General features: G+C 64.5%; 17 protein-coding genes. 8 read left to right on the forward strand and 9 right to left on the reverse strand.

Going from position 1 to position 18,270, the window contains the following annotated elements; translation table 11 throughout:
- Positions 1-7: 7 nt before the first annotated feature.
- Positions 8-733 (forward strand): DnaJ domain-containing protein, encoded by a 726-nt coding sequence (locus tag IVB40_RS15530; protein ID WP_027567356.1) that lies wholly within the window; start codon positions 8-10, stop codon positions 731-733.
- Between the two features lie 225 nt (positions 734-958).
- On the opposite strand, the gene IVB40_RS15535 is transcribed toward IVB40_RS15530, so the two are convergent.
- A complete protein-coding gene (locus IVB40_RS15535) occupies positions 959-2,803 on the reverse strand; it encodes a D-alanyl-D-alanine carboxypeptidase (protein WP_247819240.1) in 1,845 nt (614 codons plus the stop codon).
- 388 nt (positions 2,804-3,191) lie between these two features.
- Here IVB40_RS15535 and IVB40_RS15540 point away from each other — a divergent pair, with 388 nt between their 5' ends.
- Complete coding sequence (locus tag IVB40_RS15540; RefSeq protein WP_007603238.1) at positions 3,192-3,530, forward strand: phasin family protein; 339 nt, start codon at positions 3,192-3,194, stop codon at positions 3,528-3,530.
- Between the two features lie 74 nt (positions 3,531-3,604).
- On the opposite strand, the gene IVB40_RS15545 is transcribed toward IVB40_RS15540, so the two are convergent.
- On the reverse strand, positions 3,605-4,903 hold the full coding sequence (locus tag IVB40_RS15545; protein WP_247819241.1) for a pilus assembly protein: 1,299 nt from the start codon (positions 4,901-4,903) through the stop codon (positions 3,605-3,607).
- Between the two features lie 487 nt (positions 4,904-5,390).
- On the opposite strand from IVB40_RS15545, the gene clpS reads away from it, so the two are divergent.
- The 3 genes from clpS (at position 5,391) to IVB40_RS15560 (ending at position 9,049) form a co-directional block, all read left to right on the forward strand.
- A complete protein-coding gene (gene clpS, locus IVB40_RS15550) occupies positions 5,391-5,723 on the forward strand; it encodes an ATP-dependent Clp protease adapter ClpS (protein WP_018455182.1) in 333 nt (110 codons plus the stop codon).
- A gap of 293 nt (positions 5,724-6,016) precedes the next feature.
- Entirely contained in the window at positions 6,017-8,422 is a 2,406-nt protein-coding gene (clpA, locus tag IVB40_RS15555) for an ATP-dependent Clp protease ATP-binding subunit ClpA (protein WP_018455181.1), read from the forward strand.
- An 81-nt stretch (positions 8,423-8,503) separates the two neighbouring features.
- Positions 8,504-9,049 carry a cupin domain-containing protein gene (locus tag IVB40_RS15560; RefSeq protein ID WP_247397052.1) on the forward strand — a complete coding sequence of 182 codons (546 nt, stop codon included), beginning with the start codon at positions 8,504-8,506 and terminating at the stop codon, positions 9,047-9,049.
- A gap of 46 nt (positions 9,050-9,095) precedes the next feature.
- On the opposite strand, the gene IVB40_RS15565 is transcribed toward IVB40_RS15560, so the two are convergent.
- From IVB40_RS15565 to IVB40_RS15585, 5 genes are all read right to left on the reverse strand, one after another.
- Positions 9,096-10,517 carry an MFS transporter gene (locus IVB40_RS15565; protein WP_247819242.1) on the reverse strand — a complete coding sequence of 474 codons (1,422 nt, stop codon included), beginning with the start codon at positions 10,515-10,517 and terminating at the stop codon, positions 9,096-9,098.
- A 148-nt stretch (positions 10,518-10,665) separates the two neighbouring features.
- Positions 10,666-10,827: a hypothetical protein gene (locus IVB40_RS15570; RefSeq protein WP_197031132.1), complete on the reverse strand. Its 162-nt coding sequence runs from the start codon at positions 10,825-10,827 to the stop codon at positions 10,666-10,668.
- 89 nt (positions 10,828-10,916) lie between these two features.
- Positions 10,917-11,942 carry an aldo/keto reductase gene (locus IVB40_RS15575; protein ID WP_247819243.1) on the reverse strand — a complete coding sequence of 342 codons (1,026 nt, stop codon included), beginning with the start codon at positions 11,940-11,942 and terminating at the stop codon, positions 10,917-10,919.
- Positions 11,943-12,058: 116 nt separating this feature from the next.
- The gene (locus tag IVB40_RS15580; RefSeq protein WP_247819244.1) at positions 12,059-12,295 is read right to left on the reverse strand and encodes a hypothetical protein; all 237 of its coding nucleotides are present in this window, start codon (positions 12,293-12,295) and stop codon (positions 12,059-12,061) included.
- 98 nt (positions 12,296-12,393) lie between these two features.
- Positions 12,394-13,350, reverse strand: a complete 957-nt coding sequence (locus tag IVB40_RS15585) for a helix-turn-helix domain-containing protein (RefSeq protein WP_247819245.1) — start codon at positions 13,348-13,350, stop codon at positions 12,394-12,396.
- 196 nt (positions 13,351-13,546) lie between these two features.
- On the opposite strand from IVB40_RS15585, the gene IVB40_RS15590 reads away from it, so the two are divergent.
- A complete protein-coding gene (locus tag IVB40_RS15590; protein WP_247819246.1) occupies positions 13,547-14,563 on the forward strand; it encodes a carbon-nitrogen hydrolase family protein in 1,017 nt (338 codons plus the stop codon).
- Between the two features lie 27 nt (positions 14,564-14,590).
- Positions 14,591-15,631: a phenylacetaldoxime dehydratase family protein gene (locus tag IVB40_RS15595; RefSeq protein WP_247819247.1), complete on the forward strand. Its 1,041-nt coding sequence runs from the start codon at positions 14,591-14,593 to the stop codon at positions 15,629-15,631.
- A 4-nt stretch (positions 15,632-15,635) separates the two neighbouring features.
- Here the strand turns inward: IVB40_RS15595 and IVB40_RS15600 are convergent, their stop codons facing one another.
- Positions 15,636-16,274, reverse strand: coding sequence for an HAD family hydrolase (locus IVB40_RS15600; protein ID WP_027567348.1), 639 nt, complete (start codon positions 16,272-16,274; stop codon positions 15,636-15,638).
- 606 nt (positions 16,275-16,880) lie between these two features.
- On the opposite strand from IVB40_RS15600, the gene IVB40_RS15605 reads away from it, so the two are divergent.
- Positions 16,881-17,081 (forward strand): hypothetical protein, encoded by a 201-nt coding sequence (locus IVB40_RS15605; RefSeq protein WP_106944186.1) that lies wholly within the window; start codon positions 16,881-16,883, stop codon positions 17,079-17,081.
- Positions 17,082-17,136: 55 nt separating this feature from the next.
- Here IVB40_RS15605 and IVB40_RS15610 read toward each other — a convergent pair whose 3' ends face one another.
- Positions 17,137-18,177, reverse strand: a complete 1,041-nt coding sequence (locus IVB40_RS15610; RefSeq protein WP_346283292.1) for a TRAP transporter substrate-binding protein — start codon at positions 18,175-18,177, stop codon at positions 17,137-17,139.
- Positions 18,178-18,270: the final 93 nt, after the last annotated feature.

The following is an 18,270-nucleotide window of genomic DNA, read 5'->3' on the forward strand; positions in this document are numbered from 1 at the left end:
TCCGGCCATGACCCTGATTGCCGGTGCTATCGCTGTTATCACCCTTTATCTGCTGCTCCAGATGTTCCGTTCGGCCAATCCGGCCGTGCTTGCGCGCGCGATCAGGTTCGGTGGCGGCGTGGTCGCGCTGGCTGTCGCAGCGTTCACGGGATTGAAGGGCGAACTGGTGGTGGCGATCCCGCTCGGGATATTCGGCGCCGGGCTCCTGGGCTGGACACCGATGGCAAACGCCGGCTTCGGCAATATCGGCGGGCTGTTCGGCGCCGGCGCGACGCGCCCGGCCGGTCAGGCGTCGCGCGTGCGCTCGCAATTCCTGGATATGCGGCTCGATCACGATTCCGGCCAGCTCGGAGGCCGGATCGTCGCCGGGCCTCACGCCGGGCGCGATCTCGATGAGTTCGATCTCGCGGCCCTGCTGGCAATGGTCCCGGCGTTCGACGCCGAGAGCGTGGCCCTACTTGAAAGCTATCTGGACCGCCGGTTTCCCGCTTGGCGTCAGAACGCGCAGGGCGACGCGGCAGGGGGGCAGCGCCGCACGGTGGCGACCGGCAAAATGACGACGGAGGAGGCCTATCAGATCCTTGGCCTGCAGCCGGGGGCGGGCCGTGACGACATCAGCCGGGCTCACAAGTCCCTGATGAAGAAACTGCATCCCGACCAGGGGGGCTCGACGTATCTCGCTGCCCGGGTAAACGAGGCCAAGGATACTCTGCTTCGCACGCATAACGGCTAACTCCGGCACCACGCTACAAACGCTCGTCCCGTGTGAGCCCCGCTTGCTCTGTTTGCCGTCGCCCCGATGCCCGCCATTGTCGGCGTGGTCGATCCCTTGCGTAAAGTTTTAACCGTAAATCCTTGACGAGAGGTTGTCGTGGAACAGCCTCGTCCGTCACCGCGTCCCGAAAATGAAAATGCCCGCGCAAGGCGCGGGCATTTTGATTGGAACGGTGCGAAAAGATCAGTTGCGGACGGTCATGCAGGAGATATCGGCACGCTTCAGGGTGCGGCAGACGGCTTCCGCCTGGTCGCGGTCGAGCCCGGCGAAGCGGGCGCGGTAGAGCTTGCGATTGTCTTTCGCGACGACCGGCTCGGTGAACGGATCGGCCTTGCTGAGCAGGCCGCGAGCCGAGCTGCGCGCCGCGTCGATGCGCTGCTGGGCTTCGTTCTCGCTCTCGAGCGCGCCGACCTGGACGATCCAGCCGCTGTGGGTGACGATCGGCTTCGTGGTGGCGCTCATCTGGACCGGCTGCAGCGCCGGGTCGGCTGACGCAAGCTTCGTAGCAGCCGGGGCGGGTGCGGCGGCGGTGGCGGCCGGCAATACGCCGAGGATGCCATTGCCGGTGCCGAAGCCCGCCGGCTGACGCGGCAGCTCGGTACGGGCGATCTCGGCCTTCGGCGCCTCCAGTTGGCTGGCGACCTCGGGCTTGTTGATGAGGTCTGCCCGGGCCACGACGGCGCCGGAGGTTTCGGCGACGTCGGAGCGGGACGCGATCGTGCTCGTGACCTGCGGTGCGATCTGAGCCGGGGCGGCGGAGGCGACCTTCACGGTGCCGGCCTTGACCTGCACGGTCTTGACCCGGACCGGCTTCATCGGCTCGGACGAGCCGGGGATGATCGAGAGGGGCTGGCTCGAGATCACGCCATTGGTGAGCGGCGCAGGCTCGATCTTGGATTCAGTCGACCGAACTTCAGGCTTGTTGGCTTCAGATCTGGGCTGAGCCGGCGGCACCGCGGCAGTCGCAGCCGCAAGCGTCGACAGGCGCGCGGCGAGACGCGACGGGGCTGCTTCGGGAGCAGGGGCAGCCTGAACCTGCGGAGCGGAGCGTGCCGGGGTATCCGACGCATCAGCGACTTCGGCAGCGGCGTCGGAGCCGTTGCGCTCGGTGACCGCGGCGACGGTGTGGGTGGTCGCGGCCTTGTCGAGGTTCTCCGCGAGCAGGTTGCGCATGATGGCGTCGCGCGAGCCGCCGCTCCGGCCGCCCAGCACCACGCCGATCAGGTGGCGGTTGCCGCGGCGCATCGAGGTCACGAGATTGAAGCCGGAGGCGCGGGTGTAGCCGGTCTTGATGCCGTCCACGCCCTCGACATTCCCGAGCAGATGATTGTGGTTCCGGATCGACTGTCCGCGCCAGTTGAACGTCGAGGTCGCGAAATAGCGATAATAGCGCGGGAAGCGCTCCTGGATGGCGCGGCCGAGCGTGGCCTGGTCGCGCGCGGTCGTGACCTGCTCGTCGTTGGGAAGACCGTTGGCGTTGCGGTAAACCGTCCTGGACATACCGAGCGAACGCGCCTTGCGCGTCATCATCTGGGCGAAGTCGTCCTCGTCGCCGCCAATCGCTTCAGCGATCACAACGGCTGCGTCGTTGGCGGAGCGGGTGACGAGACCCTTGATTGCGTCCTCGACGCGAATGGTCTGGCCGGCACGCAGGTTCAACTTGGTCGGATCCTGATCGGCGGCGTGCTGCGACACCGGCATCTCGGTGTCGAGCTTCAACTTCCCGGACTCGAGGCGCTCGAACAGCAGATAGAGCGTCATGATCTTGGTCAGCGAGGCCGGGTGGCGGATCCCGTCGGGACTCGTTGCCTGAAGCACGGACCCGGAATTGCCGTCGACGATGATCGACGCGAATTTCGGGCTGGAACTCTCGGACACATCGCGCTGCACGCGGTGGTGCGCGTAGTGACGACGGTGGCGCCGCGCCTCGGCAGCATCTGTGGTGAAGATGACCGCACTGGTGACCGCAAGAAGCCCAAAAACGCCAACCCGCGCCAAGCGCGAGGAAGACAAGTTTTTACGAAGCATGAAACCCCGTCCCCGTTTCTGACTTGATCACCGGCTCGTGAGGCGAAATTGTGCCCATGGGACCCGGGATCATTACCTGCTCAGGCTGTCCTTCCGCAGGTGTTCGCTGCGGGGGACGTTGGGCCTGAGCCGCTATTCTGGCTAAGGTGATGTTCTCCAACGGCTTTTGGCCGCTTGTGGAAGCTGAACACGTCCAGGGAATCAAAGTAGGGCGCTGCGGTTTCCAAAACCTTAAGGAACCCTTGCGGGAAAACCCGGGAATTGACGCGAACTTGTCCTTGTTTTTGTGCGTCGCACAAAAATCTTGACTTTTTTGTGCGTTGCACTAATTGTGAGCAGGGTCAGGGAGCCGGGGCTTCCCGACGAGAGCTAGGGAAAAGGATTCCGAATGTTCAAGGTTGAAGACTTTCAAGGCTACGGGAAAGAGCACTTCGAGCAGTACGTCGCCTCCGCGACCTCGATGCAGCACGGCCTTCAGGCGATCGCCAGCGCCTATGGCGACTACACCAAGAAGTCGTTCGAAGACACCAAGTCCTTCGTCGAGAAGCTTTCCGGCGTGAAGTCGCTGGACAAGGCTGTCGAAGCGCAGACCGAATTCGCCCGTTCCGCCTACGAGTCCTTCGTCGCGGAATCGCAGAAGATCGCCGGCCTTTACAGCGACCTCGCCAAGCAGGCCTTCAAGCCGGTCGAGACCATCGTGTCGAAGTTCACTCCGGCCGCCAGCTAACGTTTCCTGACGTCCTGGAATCAAAAGCCCGGCTGAAGCAGCCGGGCTTTTTTGTTTGTCGTGGCGTGTCGATCTCAGCGCGCGACGCGCAGCTTGGACAACGACGTGCCGATGTCCTTGAACACCGAGACGGTCTGATCTGCCTTCGTCACCAGGTAGAACTTGTCGGTGCCGCTGGCGCAATATTGCAGCACGCTGGACGTCGGATCGCTGCCGGTGTTCACCTGCACTGTATAGATCGTGATGTTCGCCGCCTTGGCGTTGTCGCACAGCTTCTTCTGCCGCGCGTCGATTTGCCAGGCGTTGCTGTACCAGCGGTTCTGCGTATTGAGACCGTCGGAGAGCAGCACGATCGCGTCCTTGTAGGTGTAGTTGGGGTCCTTGGCCGGCGCGTTCATGGGATCGCCAGCCGACAGCGTCATCCAGCCCCAGGCGAGGCCAATGCCCTGGTTGGTGTTGCCGGTGGGCTTCATGGCGTCGATCCGACTCTTGAGTAAGCTCCAGTCGTAGCTCAGCGGCATGATTGGCTGCAGATAGGACGAACTGCCGGGGTCGCAGTAGGAGTACTGTTCGGCCGGGAACTGCGTTCCCGCGTTGCCGCTCGTGGGCGTCGTGTTCTTCGTGTCGTAGTCCTGGTCGCGGTCGACCACGCATCCCGTCCATGTGTTGTGGTTGGCGAACCTGGTGCCGCGGGCCGCGTCCCAATCGCTGAAATCGACCCAGTACTTGCTGTAGTTGCTGGCGCCGACGTTGACGTCCTTGGCAAACGGAACAATCGAGATGTAGACGTCGCCATCGGTCTTGGCGAGCGGGCTGAGCTGGTCGACCAGGCTCTTCGCGGCGGTCTGCATCGCCGCCATCTTGCCGTCGTCGGCCATCGACCCCGTGTTGTCGAGCACCAAGGCCACGCGCATGCGCACCAGGCCCCAGGCGCTGGTGGAATTGGCGCCGACGTCGAGTGTCGGGAAGCCTGCGACCTTCATGAAGGTGGTCGTGTAGGTGCCGGTGCCGGTGACCTGGATGGTGGAGCCCATGCTGGTGCTTGCGGTGTAAGTGGCCGCGATGCTGACCGACGGCAGGGCGTTGGTGGCGGTGAACAGGGCGTTGAAATAAGCCTGCGCCTTGATGCTGATCTGCGAAGTCGTGATGGTGCCGGACGACAGATCCTTGGAGACCATCAGCGAGGTCGAATCGAGGGCCGCCTGCATTGCGGAACGAGCCTGGGCCGCGCGGCTGTAATCGATTGCAGCTCCGACGAAGCCTAAAACCGGGAGCAGCGCGATGGCGAAGATCACGCCGATATTGCCTTGTTCGGCCGCTGCAAACCGGGCGAGGTGTCGACCAATACGGCTGACGAATGGCAGGCGAGACATGACGATTCCCGGAAATCTGTGACTTTGCCCGTTTTCGCGCCACGCCGTTGAACGCAGGGTAAATCGGTCCGTAGAAAACCGGAGATAGCCCGCGCGAAACCGCCGCAGCCACGTTGCCGGCCGGGTTCCTGGTCAACATCTTCTAAACGGGCGGGGCGGAAGCTTTTGTCAAATCAGTCCGGATTGATTAACCTTGGCAAGGATCGCCCGGACCGGGAATCGGGACGGCCATGGCCGCATCGGCCGAGCTGTCGCACGCTTGCGGCGAGCCGGGGGCAGGCCCATATTCGGTGAGGCCGATCCGGCTTGGACCGGACCGGCTGGAAGCGGCGATCCAACAAGGCGGTGCGCCTGTGCGAAGCTCCAAAAGCCGGGGCTGCGCGGCAAACCGTTATACGCTTCCGTGGGGAATTTGAACGCCTGAGCCATGCCGCAACTGTCTTCCAGACCAGATCCGTCCGCGGCCGCCGCCGCCCACGCTGCCCTGATGAGCAACGACGAGAACCGTTCCGGCGGTCCCTCCGCGCCAAACACGTCCGTCATCACCAAGGTCAAGCCGAAGACCAAACGGCCGAACCTGTACCGTGTGCTGATCCTGAACGACGACTACACGCCGATGGAATTCGTCGTTCATGTGCTGGAGAAATTCTTCCAGAAGGACGCCGAGGCTGCAACCAAGATCATGCTGCACGTTCATCATCACGGGATCGGGGAGTGCGGCGTGTTCACCTACGAGATCGCCGAGACCAAGGTGACGCAGGTGATGGATTTCGCTCGCAAGCACCAGCATCCGCTGCAATGCGTGATGGAAAAGAAGTAAGACACGACACGTTACGGCGCGTTCGAAGCCGGCTTGTGCATGCCGTAGTGTGATTGCCGCGTGATGTCTGCGCGCGATGTTCGTTGCAGACGGCAAAACTACGGAATTTCGGACCGGTGCCGATCGTGCCCAAACCGGAACGGGTTTTGCATCGAAAAATACCTCAGTTGTGCAGCCGCCTGAGTCGCGGAACCGGTCTTTCGCCGCGATCTTGTATAACTATATGTGACAAAGGTTGTTGTTGCCTGACCGGGCGATGGCGATCATGATGGTGGGGGCCATAGAGGACGCGAATGCCGACTTTTTCCCAAAGCCTTGAACAATCCCTGCATCGTGCACTGGCGATCGCAAACGAGCGTCATCACCAATACGCGACGCTCGAGCATCTTTTGCTCTCCCTGATCGACGACTCCGATGCAGCCGCCGTCATGCGCGCCTGTAGCGTCGACCTCGACAAGCTCCGTACGAGCCTCGTCAATTATCTCGAGACCGAATTCGAGAACCTGGTGACGGACGGCGCCGACGACGCCAAGCCGACCGCAGGCTTCCAGCGCGTGATCCAGCGCGCGGTGATCCACGTGCAGTCGTCCGGTCGCGAAGAGGTGACCGGCGCCAACGTGCTGATCGCGATCTTTGCCGAGCGCGAGAGTCATGCCGCGTATTTCCTGCAGGAGCAGGACATGACGCGCTACGACGCCGTCAACTACATCAGCCACGGCATCGCCAAGCGGCCGGGCGTCTCCGAGGCGCGGCCGGTGCGCGGCGTCGACGAGGAGACGGAGACCAAGGGCAGCGAGGACGCCAAGAAGAAGGGCGAGGCGCTCGAGACCTATTGCGTCAACCTCAACAAGAAGGCGCGGGATGGCAAGATCGATCCGGTGATCGGACGCAATTCCGAGATCAACCGCGCGATCCAGGTGCTGTGCCGCCGGCAGAAGAACAATCCGCTGTTCGTGGGCGAGGCCGGCGTCGGCAAGACCGCGATCGCGGAGGGCCTGGCTAAGCGCATCGTCGACAGCGAGGTGCCGGAGGTGCTGGCGGCTGCGACCGTGTTCTCGCTCGACATGGGCACGCTGCTCGCCGGTACGCGCTATCGCGGCGACTTCGAGGAACGCCTGAAGCAGGTGCTGAAGGAGCTCGAGGCGCATCCCAATGCCATCCTGTTCATCGACGAGATCCACACCGTGATCGGTGCGGGCGCGACGTCGGGCGGGGCGATGGATGCCTCGAATCTGCTCAAGCCCGCGCTCGCTTCCGGCACCATCCGCTGCATGGGCTCGACCACCTACAAGGAATACCGCCAGCACTTCGAGAAGGACCGCGCGCTGGTGCGGCGCTTCCAGAAGATCGACGTCAACGAGCCGACGGTCGAGGACGCGATCGCGATCCTCAAGGGCCTCAAGCCGTACTTCGAAGACTACCACCGGCTGAAATACACCAACGAGGCGATCGAGGCTGCGGTGCAGCTCTCTTCGCGCTACATCCACGACCGCAAGCTGCCGGATAAGGCGATCGACGTGATCGACGAATCCGGCGCGGCGCAGATGCTGGTCGCCGAGAACAAGCGCAAGAAGACCATCGGCATCAAGGAGATCGAGACGACGATCGCCTCGATGGCGCGGATCCCGCCGAAGAGCGTGTCGAAGGACGATGCCGAGGTGCTCAAGCATCTCGAGCAGACCCTGAAGCGCACCGTGTTTGGTCAGGACAAGGCGATCGAGTCGCTCGCCGCTTCGATCAAGCTGGCGCGTGCCGGCCTGCGCGAGCCGGAGAAGCCGATCGGCTGCTATCTGTTCTCTGGTCCGACCGGCGTCGGCAAGACCGAGGTCGCGAAACAGCTCGCGGCGTCGCTCGGCGTCGAGCTGTTGCGCTTCGACATGTCCGAATACATGGAGCGGCACACGGTGTCGCGCCTGATCGGCGCGCCTCCCGGCTATGTCGGCTTCGATCAGGGCGGCTTGCTCACTGACGGCGTCGACCAGCATCCGCATTGCGTGGTGCTGCTGGACGAGATCGAGAAGGCGCATCCCGATCTCTACAACGTGCTGCTCCAGATCATGGATCACGGCCGGCTCACCGACCACAACGGCAAGCAGGTCAACTTCCGCAACGTGATCCTGATCATGACCACGAATGCGGGCGCGTCCGATCTCGCCAAGCAGGCGTTCGGCTTCACGCGCTCGAAGCGGGAAGGCGACGACCACGAGGCGATCAACCGGCAGTTCGCGCCGGAATTCCGCAACCGTCTCGATGCCGTCGTGTCGTTCGGCCATCTCAGTGTCGAGGTGATCGGTACCGTGGTCGAGAAGTTCGTGCTTCAGCTCGAAGCGCAACTCGGCGATCGCGACGTCACCATCGAACTGTCCGACCCCGCCAAGACCTGGCTGGTGAAGCATGGTTACGACGAGCAGATGGGCGCACGTCCGATGGCTCGCGTGATCCAGGAGCACATCAAGAAGCCGTTGGCCGACGAGGTGCTGTTCGGCAAACTCAAGGGTGGCGGCCATGTCCGCGTCGTTCTGGTCAAGGACGAGGCCGACGAGACCAAGGACAAGATCGGCTTCGAGTTCGTCGAGGGTCCGGTCACGCCGAAGCAGGAGAAGCTCCCGGGAGCCCGCAAGCGCCCGCCGGGCAAGTCCAAGCCCGGAGGCCCCGGCGGCTCGAAGGGGCCGACCAAGAGCCCGCTGGTCAAGGCTTGATCCGCACGCGATGAATTGAAAAGGCCGGCTGAGAAGCCGGCCTTTCTTATTGGCAGCCAAATATAAGCAAGAAGATCCGATATGACCGACACGCCTTCTGCAAACCCGTCGTCAGCTTCCTCGATCCCCGCCGACGATCCCGCACGCGCCCTGACGGTGGCCGATCCCGACGGCGCTGACGTGCCGCATATCTCCGTGGCCGGCGGCACCTACACGGTCCTGGTGTCAGGCGCGCAGACCGCAGGACGCTATTGCCTGGTCGACATGCTGGTGCCCGCCGGCGGCGGGCCCCCGCCGCACCGCCACGATTTCGAGGAAATGTTCACGCTGCTCGAAGGCGAACTTGAATTCACCTTTCGCGGTAAGTCCCACACCGTAAGTGCGGGGTCGACCGTCAACGTTCCGGCCAATGCGCCGCACGCGTTCAAGAACGTGTCCGGCAAGATGGCCCGTATGCTCTGCATGTGCACGCCAGCGGGACAGGACGAATTCTTCCTGGCGGTTGGCTTTCCCGTCGAAGGCCGCACGTCGCCACCGCCGAAGCCGACTCCGGAAGAGATGGCCGAGAAAGGCAAGCTGATCGCAGCACTGCTGCCGAAATATCGCACCGAGATGGTGAAGATGTGAGGAGGGGCGGACCCAGCCGAAATCGGCCTTCCCAAATGGTCAAGCGCTATTCGCCGCGCAGGCGCTGGTCGTCCTGCACCCGAACATGCTCGGCGCCGCGCGCGCCCGCGGGCGACAGCCGCAACATGCTCAGCGCCGCGCCGCAGAGCGCAAAGCCGACGCCTGTCAGCAACGCGATCCTGGTTCCCTCGATCGGATAGCGGCCGAGGAACAGCGCGACCAGCGCAGCGCCGGTGGTCTGCCCAAGCAGCCGCGCCGTGCCCAGCATGCCGCTGGCGCCGCCGGCACGCTCGCGCGGGGCGGCTGCGATCATGGTGCGGTTGTTGGGGGTCTGGAACAGGCCGAAGCCGGCGCCGGCCAGCGCCATTCGCCAGATCACGTCGAGCGGCGTGGGCGCCGCCGGCAGCAAAGCGAGCGCAGCGAGGCCGCAGGCGAACAGCGTGAGGCCGATGCCGCCGAGCAGGCCGGCCGGATAATGCTCGACCAGGCGGCCGGCGAGGGGGGCTGCGAACGCCACCGCGATCGGCCATGGCGTGATCAAGAGGCCCATATGGACCGCCGAATAGCCGAAGCGGCTCTGGAGGTAGAAGGGGATCGCAACGAACGCCAGCATTTGCCCGCAGAACGAGGCGATCGAGGTTGCAATCGACAGCGCGAACACCGGGATGCGCAACAGGTCAATCGGCAGCAGCGGCGAGGCCATGTGGGTCTCGCGGTAGATCAGCAGCGCGCCGGCCAGGAGCGCGATGGCGAACTGCACGAGGCAGGTGATCGCCGCTTCGCCATGACCGACGCTATCGACGGCCGCGATGCCGACGCCGAAGGTGATCGCGGACAGCCCCGCGCTCTGCCAGTCGAAGGAATGGCTCGCAGGCCTGGTGTGCGGCAGGCTGCGCAGGCCCAGCACCAATGTCACCACGCCGAGCGGGACGTTGATGGCGAACAGCCAGGGCCAGCTGCCGAACGCCAGGATACCGGCTGCGAGCGTCGGGCCGACCGCGGCCGAGAAGGCGACGACGAGAGCGTTGAGCCCGATGCCGCGGCCGAGCTGGCTGCGGGGGTAAGTGAAACGCACCAGCGCTGCGTTGACGCTCATGATTCCGGCCGCGCCGAAGCCCTGCACGATGCGTGCAATCGTGAGCAGCGGCAGCGTGTGCGCCAGCGCGCAGAATGCGGAGGCAAGCGTGAACAGCACCAGCCCGACCAGATAGACGCGGCGATAACCGACGATCTCGCCGAGCGAAGCCAGCGGCAGCAGCGAGATCGTGATCGCGAGCTGGTAGCCGTTGACGATCCAGATCGAGAACGCCGGGCTCGCGTCGAGGTCGGCCGCGATCGTCGGCAGCGCGACGTTGGCGATGGCGCTGTCGACCACTGCCATGATGATGCCGAGCGCAATGGTCAGGACCGCCTGGCCCCGCTGCGGCTGCGGCAGGCCGTCGGCGTGCTCCATGGGGGCTGGCGACATGAGGGCGGCGTGCTTGATTCGAGCCGTGGTTCGTCTCCGGATTAGGAAATTGCGAGATGCATCGCAACCCGGCAGGATACGGGCGGTTCCTGCGCCGGGAGCGGGTCTCCCGGCACCGCGGGCATGGGTCGGAACGGCGTTCGCGGGCTCACCAGCGCGAGGTCGACTTCCCGAACACATAGAGCGCGACGAGCCCAACCGTCACCGCGGTCGAGACAATCCGGATGGTGCGGTCCCAATCGATTCCGCTCCGCTCGGCGCGGTTGAGATTGAGAGCCGTGAACAGGGCCTTCATGGCAAATCGGCGCATCGGGCTGCCTCGCGGGTGCGCACGATGCCACTGTCGGCGCGGACCGGCTTGATGCAGCTCAAGCCGGACTGCGCCCGGCGCCCCGGCCGCTACACCGCCGGTGGATTGCGGTCGGTGAAAGTCGTGCGCTGGTGCCAGTAGGGATAGGGCAGCGTCACCTTGCTCGCCGCATCGAGCTTTGCGATCTGGTCCTTGGTCAATGACCAGCCGACCGCGCCGAGATTTTCGCGCAGCTGCGTCTCGTTGCGCGCGCCGATGATCAGCGTCGAGACGGTCGGACGCTGCAGCAGCCAGTTCAGCGCGATCTGCGAGACGCTCTTGCCGGTTTCCTTGGCGACCTCGTCGATTGCCTCGACGACGCGATAGACGTGCTCGTCCGGCACGGGCGGGCCGAACTCAGCCGTCTTGGGCAAGCGGCTTACGTCAGGCTTTGGCTGGCCGCGGCGGATCTTTCCGGTGAGGCGCCCCCATCCGAGCGGCGACCAGACCACTGCGCCGAGGCCCTGGTCGAGGCCGAGCGGCATCAGCTCCCATTCGTAGTCGCGTCCGATCAGCGAATAATAGGTCTGGTTGGCGACGTAGCGCGGGAAGCCATGTTTGTCGGCAACGCCAAGCGATTTCATCAGGTGCCAGCCCGAAAAATTCGACACGCCGACGTAGCGGATCTTGCCGGCACGCACGAGCACATCGAGAGTGCTAAGCACCTCTTCAGGCGGGGTGAAGGCATCGAAGCCGTGAAGCTGGAACAGGTCGATGTAGTCGGTACCGAGCCGGCTCAGCGAAGCATCGATGGCCGCGAGCAGATGCTGGCGCGACGACCCGATCTCGTTGGGGCCGTCGCCGAAGCGGAACGTCGCCTTGGTCGAGACCAAAACCTTGTCGCGGCGGCCCTTGATGGCCTCGCCAAGAACGCGCTCGGACTCGCCGAGCGAATAGACGTTCGCGGTGTCGAACATCGACACGCCGGCATCGAGGCAGATATCCAGAAGGCGCCGCGCTTCGGTCGCGTCAGTCGCGCCCCACGCAGCGAGGCGGCCAACGCCGCCGAAGGTGCCGGTCCCAAGACTCAAGGCGGGCACCATGAGGCCCGAGCGGCCCAAGCGTCGGTATTCCATCGATTTGCTCCTCGGCTGGCCGCTGATTGATCCCCGCGACCTCTGTGCCGGATGGTAGTGCAAGCACGCGCCGTGTCCTACGCCGCGCTCACATACCGGCCTTGCTTGGGAGAGGCCTAGTCGTGCAGACGCATGTCATCGAATGCTGCGTCAATCACGCGCGGACCGACCGTCGTCGCGGGAAGCCGAGCCGCGCTCCTCGCTAATGGCGATTGAAGGCAGGCGACCTCGCTCTCGCGCGCCTGCTGCGGCAGGAGCGTCAGGGCCCAGCCCACCGCGACCAGGACCGCGAGCCGGATCGCGATCACGCCGAGCAAGACCTCCGATCCGCTTATTGTGGCGTTGTTTCTCATGTGCAGAGCCTGATCCCGGCAGCTGCACCTGACAATCTGGAATTCACGAGCACCGCCTTCGTCTGAAGCGAAGGCTCGGGCCAATGGCTGCCCGGACCTCAATGCCGCGACTGGCTCTGCCTGAAGTCGCGCGGTGACATCCCGAAATGCTCGCGGAAGACACGGCCGAAATGCGAGAGATCGTTGAAGCCCCAGGCGAAGGCGATCTCGCTGATGTGGCGGTGAGCGAGCACGGCGGAGGCGAGATCGCGCCTGCATTGGGCGAGGCGCTCACCGAGGACGTAGCGCTGGAACGAGGTGTCCTCGTCGGCGAGGAGATCGTTGACGTAGCGGGACGAGATGCCGAGCGCCGCTGCGGTCTCGGAGAGCGAGAGATCGGGATCGGCAAGATGAGCCCGGATATGCGCCTTCAACCGGTAGAGCAGGGCAGAGCGATGGGTCGAGGACGGCAGCGGCGTCTTGCCCAGCCGCTCGCCAAGTGCCATCGCCAGGACATCGATGGCCTGTTCCGACAGAGCGGCGGCGTGGTGCGGATCGATCTGATCCGCACTCTGGCAGAGCCGGTAGATGAAATCGTAGGCGATCCGCTGCAGCGGCGAGTCTGGTCCGAAAGCGCTGGCAGTAAGGGTTTCGCTCGCGCCGAGCCGGCGCTGCAGCATCTCGCGCGGCACCTTGAAGATGGTCTGCGTGAAGATGCCGTCGAATTTCAGCTCGTAGGGACGGGTGGTGTCATAGAGCGCAAATTCTCCCGGATGCACCACGGCCTCGCGGCCGTCCTGCACCACAGCGCCGGCGCCGCGATTGCCGAGCGCGATCAGGATGAAATCCTGATCCGAGCGCGCGATGCGCGAGGGCGTGCGCAACACGTGCTGACGGTCGGAGCAGACCTCGGAGCATTCCGCCTTGCCCAGTGGCGCCCGGGTGACCGAGCCGCGAAAGGCGCTGCCAAGATCGGACTTGCAGTCGAGTCCGACGAAGACGTCGCAGACGATATCCTGCCAGAGCGCAAGGCGGCGGTGGCCTGGGCTGTCGTCCGTGGTGAACTGGATTGGCATCTGCAGAGCCTCCCTTTCACATCCCGCAAAATCGCGTGTCGGTGCAGGTCCCCACTGACGGAGGCAAATCCCGTACCGGGCCGGCGATTCCGTCCGGTCGAGTTTTTGTTTCGCCGTGGTCGAGCGCCCGCCGCCCGGCTTGGTCAAATAGACTGCATCGGACCTGGCTTCCGATCAACCGGCAAGGGAGGTGGGAATGGGCATCGAACATCCGAAATACAAGGTCGCGGTGGTGCAGGCTGCGCCTGCCTGGCTCGATCTCGACGCCTCGATCGACAAGTCGATCGCTCTGATCAGGGACGCCGCCGAGAAGGGCGCCAAGCTGATCGCCTTTCCGGAAGCTTTCATCCCCGGCTACCCCTGGCACATCTGGATGGATTCGCCGGCCTGGGCGATCGGCCGCGGCTTCGTGCAGCGCTATTTCGACAATTCGCTGTCGTATGACAGTCCGCATGCCGAGCGGCTGCGCGATGCCGTGCGCAAGGCCAAGCTCACTGCCGTGCTCGGCCTGTCCGAGCGCGACGGCGGCAGTCTTTACCTCGCGCAATGGCTGATCGGGCCTGACGGCGAGACCATCGCGAAGCGCCGCAAGCTGCGGCCGACCCATGCCGAGCGCACCGTCTATGGTGAGGGCGACGGCAGCGATCTCGCCGTGCACGCGCGGTCCGACATCGGCCGCATCGGCGCATTGTGCTGCTGGGAGCATCTGCAGCCGCTGTCGAAATACGCGATGTATGCCCAGAACGAGCAGGTCCATGTCGCGGCCTGGCCGAGCTTTTCGCTCTACGATCCCTTCGCGCCGGCGCTCGGCGCCGAGGTGAATAACGCCGCCTCGCGCGTCTATGCCGTGGAGGGCTCCTGCTTCGTGCTCGCGCCTTGCGCAACGGTCTCGCAAGCGATGATCGACGAGCTCTGTGATCGGCCGGACAAGCACGCGCTGCTGCATGCCGGCGGTGGCTTCGCCGCGATCTACGGCCCCGACGGCAGCCAGATCGGCGACAAGCTCGCGCCGGACCAGGAGGGGCTCTTGATCGCCGAGATTGATCTTGGCGCCATCGGCGTCGCCAAGAACGCCGCTGATCCAGCCGGGCACTATTCGCGCCCTGATGTGACGCGGCTCCTGCTCAACAAGAAGCGATACCAGCGCGTCGAGCAGTTTGCGCTGCCGGTCGACACCGTCGAGCCCACGGACACTGCCGCGGCGGCGAGCTGATCGCCGAAATCAAGGAGAGGCACGATCATGGAATCCGCAATTCCTCTGCATCTCGAGACCCCACGCACGCGCCACAAGCGCGTGCCGGACGATTACCAGCCGCCATACCCATCCTTCGTGGCGCGCTATAAGCCTGCCGTGAGCCGCGTCGTGATGGCCTATTTCGGCCTTCAGTATCGCGCCACGGCGCCGGCGGCTGCAACGGACGCGCTCGCCGACATCGCGGCGCGGTTTGCCGCGGAAGGCGGTCCTTCGCATTGGGACCGGGCGCAATATGTTGATCAGGCCGGCTACGAGAACGTCGTCTCGGTGGCCTATTGGGACGACATTGCGCGTTTCGACAAATGGTTTGCACCGGCGCGCGAGGCCTGGACCGGAACGCAGCGCGAGGGCATCGGCACTTTCATCGAGGTGCTGCGCCCCATTGTGGAGCGGCACGAGACGCTATTTTCCTCGCTCGGCCGGCCGGAGGGCGTCGCCGCTATTGCCGGCGGCATGAGCGGCGAGGTGCAGGAGCACGCCTATTGGGGCGGCATGCGCGACCGCATCCCGCTGTCGCGGACCGATCCAATGTCGCCGGGCGGCAATCCCGAATTGATCCGCGACGGCGCGCGGCTGCGCGTGCAGGCGCACGACAATCTGTGCCTGATCCGATCAGGCCAGGATTGGAGCGATACCGAGACCTCGGAGCGAAAGCTCTATCTCGACGACGTCGAACCGGTGTTGCGCGAGGGCATGGATTTCCTGCGCGATGACGGCCTCGGCATCGGCTGCTACGCCAACCGTTACATGCGCGTGCTTGCAGCCGGTGGGGACGCGAGTGAAAAGTCCTATGGTCAAAGCTGGTGGAAAAGCCTGGCAGCGCTGGAGCGGTGGGCGGAATCGCATCCGACCCACGTCAGGATATTCGGCGCCGCGATGAAGTACCTGTCGACGCTCGGCCCCTCGGCAAAACTGCGGCTCTACCACGAGGTCACCGTGGCTGCTGCCGACGAGCAGTTCTTCGAGTACCTGAACTGTCACGCCAGGACCGGCATGCTGGCGGCGGTGGAGACCGTCAGCGCTTGATCGATTAGATCACGCAGTGACCGAGCAACTCGGGATGCGCGGCGCAGATGTGATGCGCGCCGGCGTCCCGCAGCTCGGCCTCGCTGCCGTAGCCATAGAGCACGCCGATCGCGGTCATGCCGTTGGTGCGGGCGCCGACCACGTCATGGCTGCGGTCGCCGATCATGATCGCGCTGGCAGGATCGACCTTGGCTTCGTCGAGCGCGTAACGCAGCAGGTCACGCTTGTCGACGCGCGTGCCGTCGAGCTCGGAGCCGAACACGCGCTCGAAATACGGTTTCAGGCCGAAATGCTCGACGATACGGGTGGCGTAGACCGCGGGCTTGCTGGTCGCCACGAACATGCGCGGTGTTGTCGCGGCAAGCGTTGTCAGCGTGTCCATGATGCCGGCATAGGCCTCGTTCTCGAACAGGCCGACCTCGCTGAAGCGCTCGCGATAGAGCAGCAGCGCCCGGTCCGCGAGTTCCGCGCTTCCCGTGAGCTTTTGCAGGCTGGCATGCAGCGGCGGGCCGATGCACCAGGTCAGCTCGTCCTCGCTCGGCACCGCGACGTTCAGTCGCTCCAGGGCGTATTGGATCGAGCGCGTGATCCCGGGCTTCGGGTCGGTCAGCGTGCCGTCGAGATCGAAATAGATTGTCACCATATTGCCGCGCCTGTGTTGATACCGCCGCCTATTGCCAGACCTAAACGAGGCCGGGGACCAAGGCAAACGCGTAACCATCATCACGCCGAAATTCGCCTTCCCAATACCGCATATCCCTTAAAGCTCGCTATTCGCGGGAGGGAAGCGTAGAGTCGTGCCATCACCGCCCTTCCTTGGCATCAACCGGTGACTGAGGGTCACCAGCGCTCCCGCCGACTAAGCAGGAGCGTGCATGACTCGTTTTCGTCTGGTTTACCGGATCCGCCGGAGAGCGCTTCTTGTCGCGTCGATGCTTGGCACATTGATACTTGGGACACTGCCGCAAGGCGCTGTCGCGGCAGGACCGGACTGCCGCGCGATCGAAAGCACGAGCGGACGTCTCGCCTGCTACGATGCTGCGTTTCCTCCGAAGGAAAAAAAGCCCGCTGCTGCGGAGAACGATGGATCGCGTGCTGCCTACAAGGACCCGTTCGTGGCGGAAGAGGCCAGAACCGCAGCGAAGCTGAAGAACATCTGTCGCGGCTGTTGAGAGGTGCTCGTTCGCCGCGTTCTCGTTGATCGGCGAACCCGGACGAGAGATCGAGACAATTTTCCAGGAGAGGCCGGATGAGCGAGCGACTTGAAACCCTGAAGAAGGCCCGTGATCGCATGATCGAGGACAGGGACGCGCACGCGAAAGTGCTGGCCGCTCCTTTTGTGCGCGACACGGCCGAGCGCGCGCGCAACAAGTTCATCGAGATCCAGGCGCTGATCGATGCCCTCGACCGCGCCATCCGGGGCGAAATCCCGGTTCCGGTCAAAAACTAAGGCAGTAGGCAGCGACACCAGTGGAGCGTTCATTGCTGATGCCGCTAGCGCTCCCTCATTGCTGTCTCGCCCATTCGACGATGGCGGTCGCCTCCGCGCCTGCCCGGGTTTCCCAGGCGGCGATGGCGTTCGTTGCTGCCTTCCGAAGCTCCGTGACAAGGAACGCAGGCGCCGGCTCGGCGATATGGACGCCATTGTCGCGCATGCGCGCATAGTTCTCGATGGCGCGGTGGGTCAGTAGCGCGAGCTGGCTCTGTTCTGTCTCGGCCGCCGCGGCCAGCACCTCGCGCTGCATCGGCTCGGAGAGTTCGGCAAAGGCGTCGCTGCGGACGAAGGCAATCGAGATTGGCATCGCGTAGTTGATGGCCGTGAAATGCGGCAGGAAGTCCCACAATTTGCGCCCCGCGCCGCCGTCGCCGGAGGTGAGGAAGGCATTCAGCCGGTGTTCCCTCAGTCCGGCGAGCGCCGCGTCCATCGGCAGGAATTGCGCGTTCGCGCCGGCCGCGCGCATGACCTCGGTGGAGTTGGCATCGTAGGTTCGCAAGTTCAGTTTCGGCAAATCGTCGGCGCCTTCGAGCGGCCGCTCCGACCAGAGGCCCGTGGCCGGCCAAATCGTCACATACAGCAGCTTGAGGCCGCGCGCCGCGAGCGCCTTCTCATAGAGCGGGCGCGCCCGCAGATTGGTGGCGCGGGCAAGATCCACCGATTGCACCAGGAAGGGCAGGGTGGACAATCCGAGCACGGGATCGAGGCCCGAGAGCGCGCCCGCGAAGGCATCGCCGCCGGCGATCCGGCCGTCCAGCGCCGCGCGCGGCATCTCGCCCGAGTTGATCTTGAGCTGATTGTCGAAGGCGTTGGTCACGGTCACGAAACCGTGGGTACGGTCGGAGACGCGGCTGGCGAAAGTCGAGAGTCCAATCCCGGAGATGTTATTCTCGGGGTATTCCGTGGTCATCCGCCAATTGACTTGAGACGCGTCCTGAGACGCCAGCTGCGCGGCGGCTGGCGCGACGCTCAGGATGAGCGCGGCGAGGACAAGGATCGTGCGGATCCGTTTGGCGGGGTAACGCATTGGGAGAAGGAGGTCAGGCAACATATATTGGCAACTCGTCGAACCATGGCACGATGCCACAACATGGCAGATCACATTGTCGCATGCCGCGCCGAGGCGCGCCACCGCCATGCCTGC

The organism is Bradyrhizobium sp. 40 (assembly GCF_023100925.1).
Lineage (GTDB): Bacteria > Pseudomonadota > Alphaproteobacteria > Rhizobiales > Xanthobacteraceae > Bradyrhizobium.

Excerpts from the sequence above, each read along its gene's own strand:
- IVB40_RS15530 (WP_027567356.1), top strand. The coding sequence starts at position 8 with ATGACCCTGATTGCCGGTGCTATCGCTGTTATCACCCTTTATCTGCTG.
- IVB40_RS15535 (WP_247819240.1), bottom strand. The coding sequence starts at position 2,803 with ATGCTTCGTAAAAACTTGTCTTCCTCGCGCTTGGCGCGGGTTGGCGTT.
- IVB40_RS15540 (WP_007603238.1), top strand. The coding sequence starts at position 3,192 with ATGTTCAAGGTTGAAGACTTTCAAGGCTACGGGAAAGAGCACTTCGAG.
- IVB40_RS15545 (WP_247819241.1), bottom strand. The coding sequence starts at position 4,903 with ATGTCTCGCCTGCCATTCGTCAGCCGTATTGGTCGACACCTCGCCCGG.
- clpS (WP_018455182.1), top strand. The coding sequence starts at position 5,391 with ATGAGCAACGACGAGAACCGTTCCGGCGGTCCCTCCGCGCCAAACACG.
- clpA (WP_018455181.1), top strand. The coding sequence starts at position 6,017 with ATGCCGACTTTTTCCCAAAGCCTTGAACAATCCCTGCATCGTGCACTG.
- IVB40_RS15560 (WP_247397052.1), top strand. The coding sequence starts at position 8,504 with ATGACCGACACGCCTTCTGCAAACCCGTCGTCAGCTTCCTCGATCCCC.
- IVB40_RS15565 (WP_247819242.1), bottom strand. The coding sequence starts at position 10,517 with ATGTCGCCAGCCCCCATGGAGCACGCCGACGGCCTGCCGCAGCCGCAG.
- IVB40_RS15570 (WP_197031132.1), bottom strand. The coding sequence starts at position 10,827 with ATGCGCCGATTTGCCATGAAGGCCCTGTTCACGGCTCTCAATCTCAAC.
- IVB40_RS15575 (WP_247819243.1), bottom strand. The coding sequence starts at position 11,942 with ATGGAATACCGACGCTTGGGCCGCTCGGGCCTCATGGTGCCCGCCTTG.
- IVB40_RS15580 (WP_247819244.1), bottom strand. The coding sequence starts at position 12,295 with ATGAGAAACAACGCCACAATAAGCGGATCGGAGGTCTTGCTCGGCGTG.
- IVB40_RS15585 (WP_247819245.1), bottom strand. The coding sequence starts at position 13,350 with ATGCCAATCCAGTTCACCACGGACGACAGCCCAGGCCACCGCCGCCTT.
- IVB40_RS15590 (WP_247819246.1), top strand. The coding sequence starts at position 13,547 with ATGGGCATCGAACATCCGAAATACAAGGTCGCGGTGGTGCAGGCTGCG.
- IVB40_RS15595 (WP_247819247.1), top strand. The coding sequence starts at position 14,591 with ATGGAATCCGCAATTCCTCTGCATCTCGAGACCCCACGCACGCGCCAC.
- IVB40_RS15600 (WP_027567348.1), bottom strand. The coding sequence starts at position 16,274 with ATGGTGACAATCTATTTCGATCTCGACGGCACGCTGACCGACCCGAAG.
- IVB40_RS15605 (WP_106944186.1), top strand. The coding sequence starts at position 16,881 with ATGAGCGAGCGACTTGAAACCCTGAAGAAGGCCCGTGATCGCATGATC.
- IVB40_RS15610 (WP_346283292.1), bottom strand. The coding sequence starts at position 18,177 with ATGTTGCCTGACCTCCTTCTCCCAATGCGTTACCCCGCCAAACGGATC.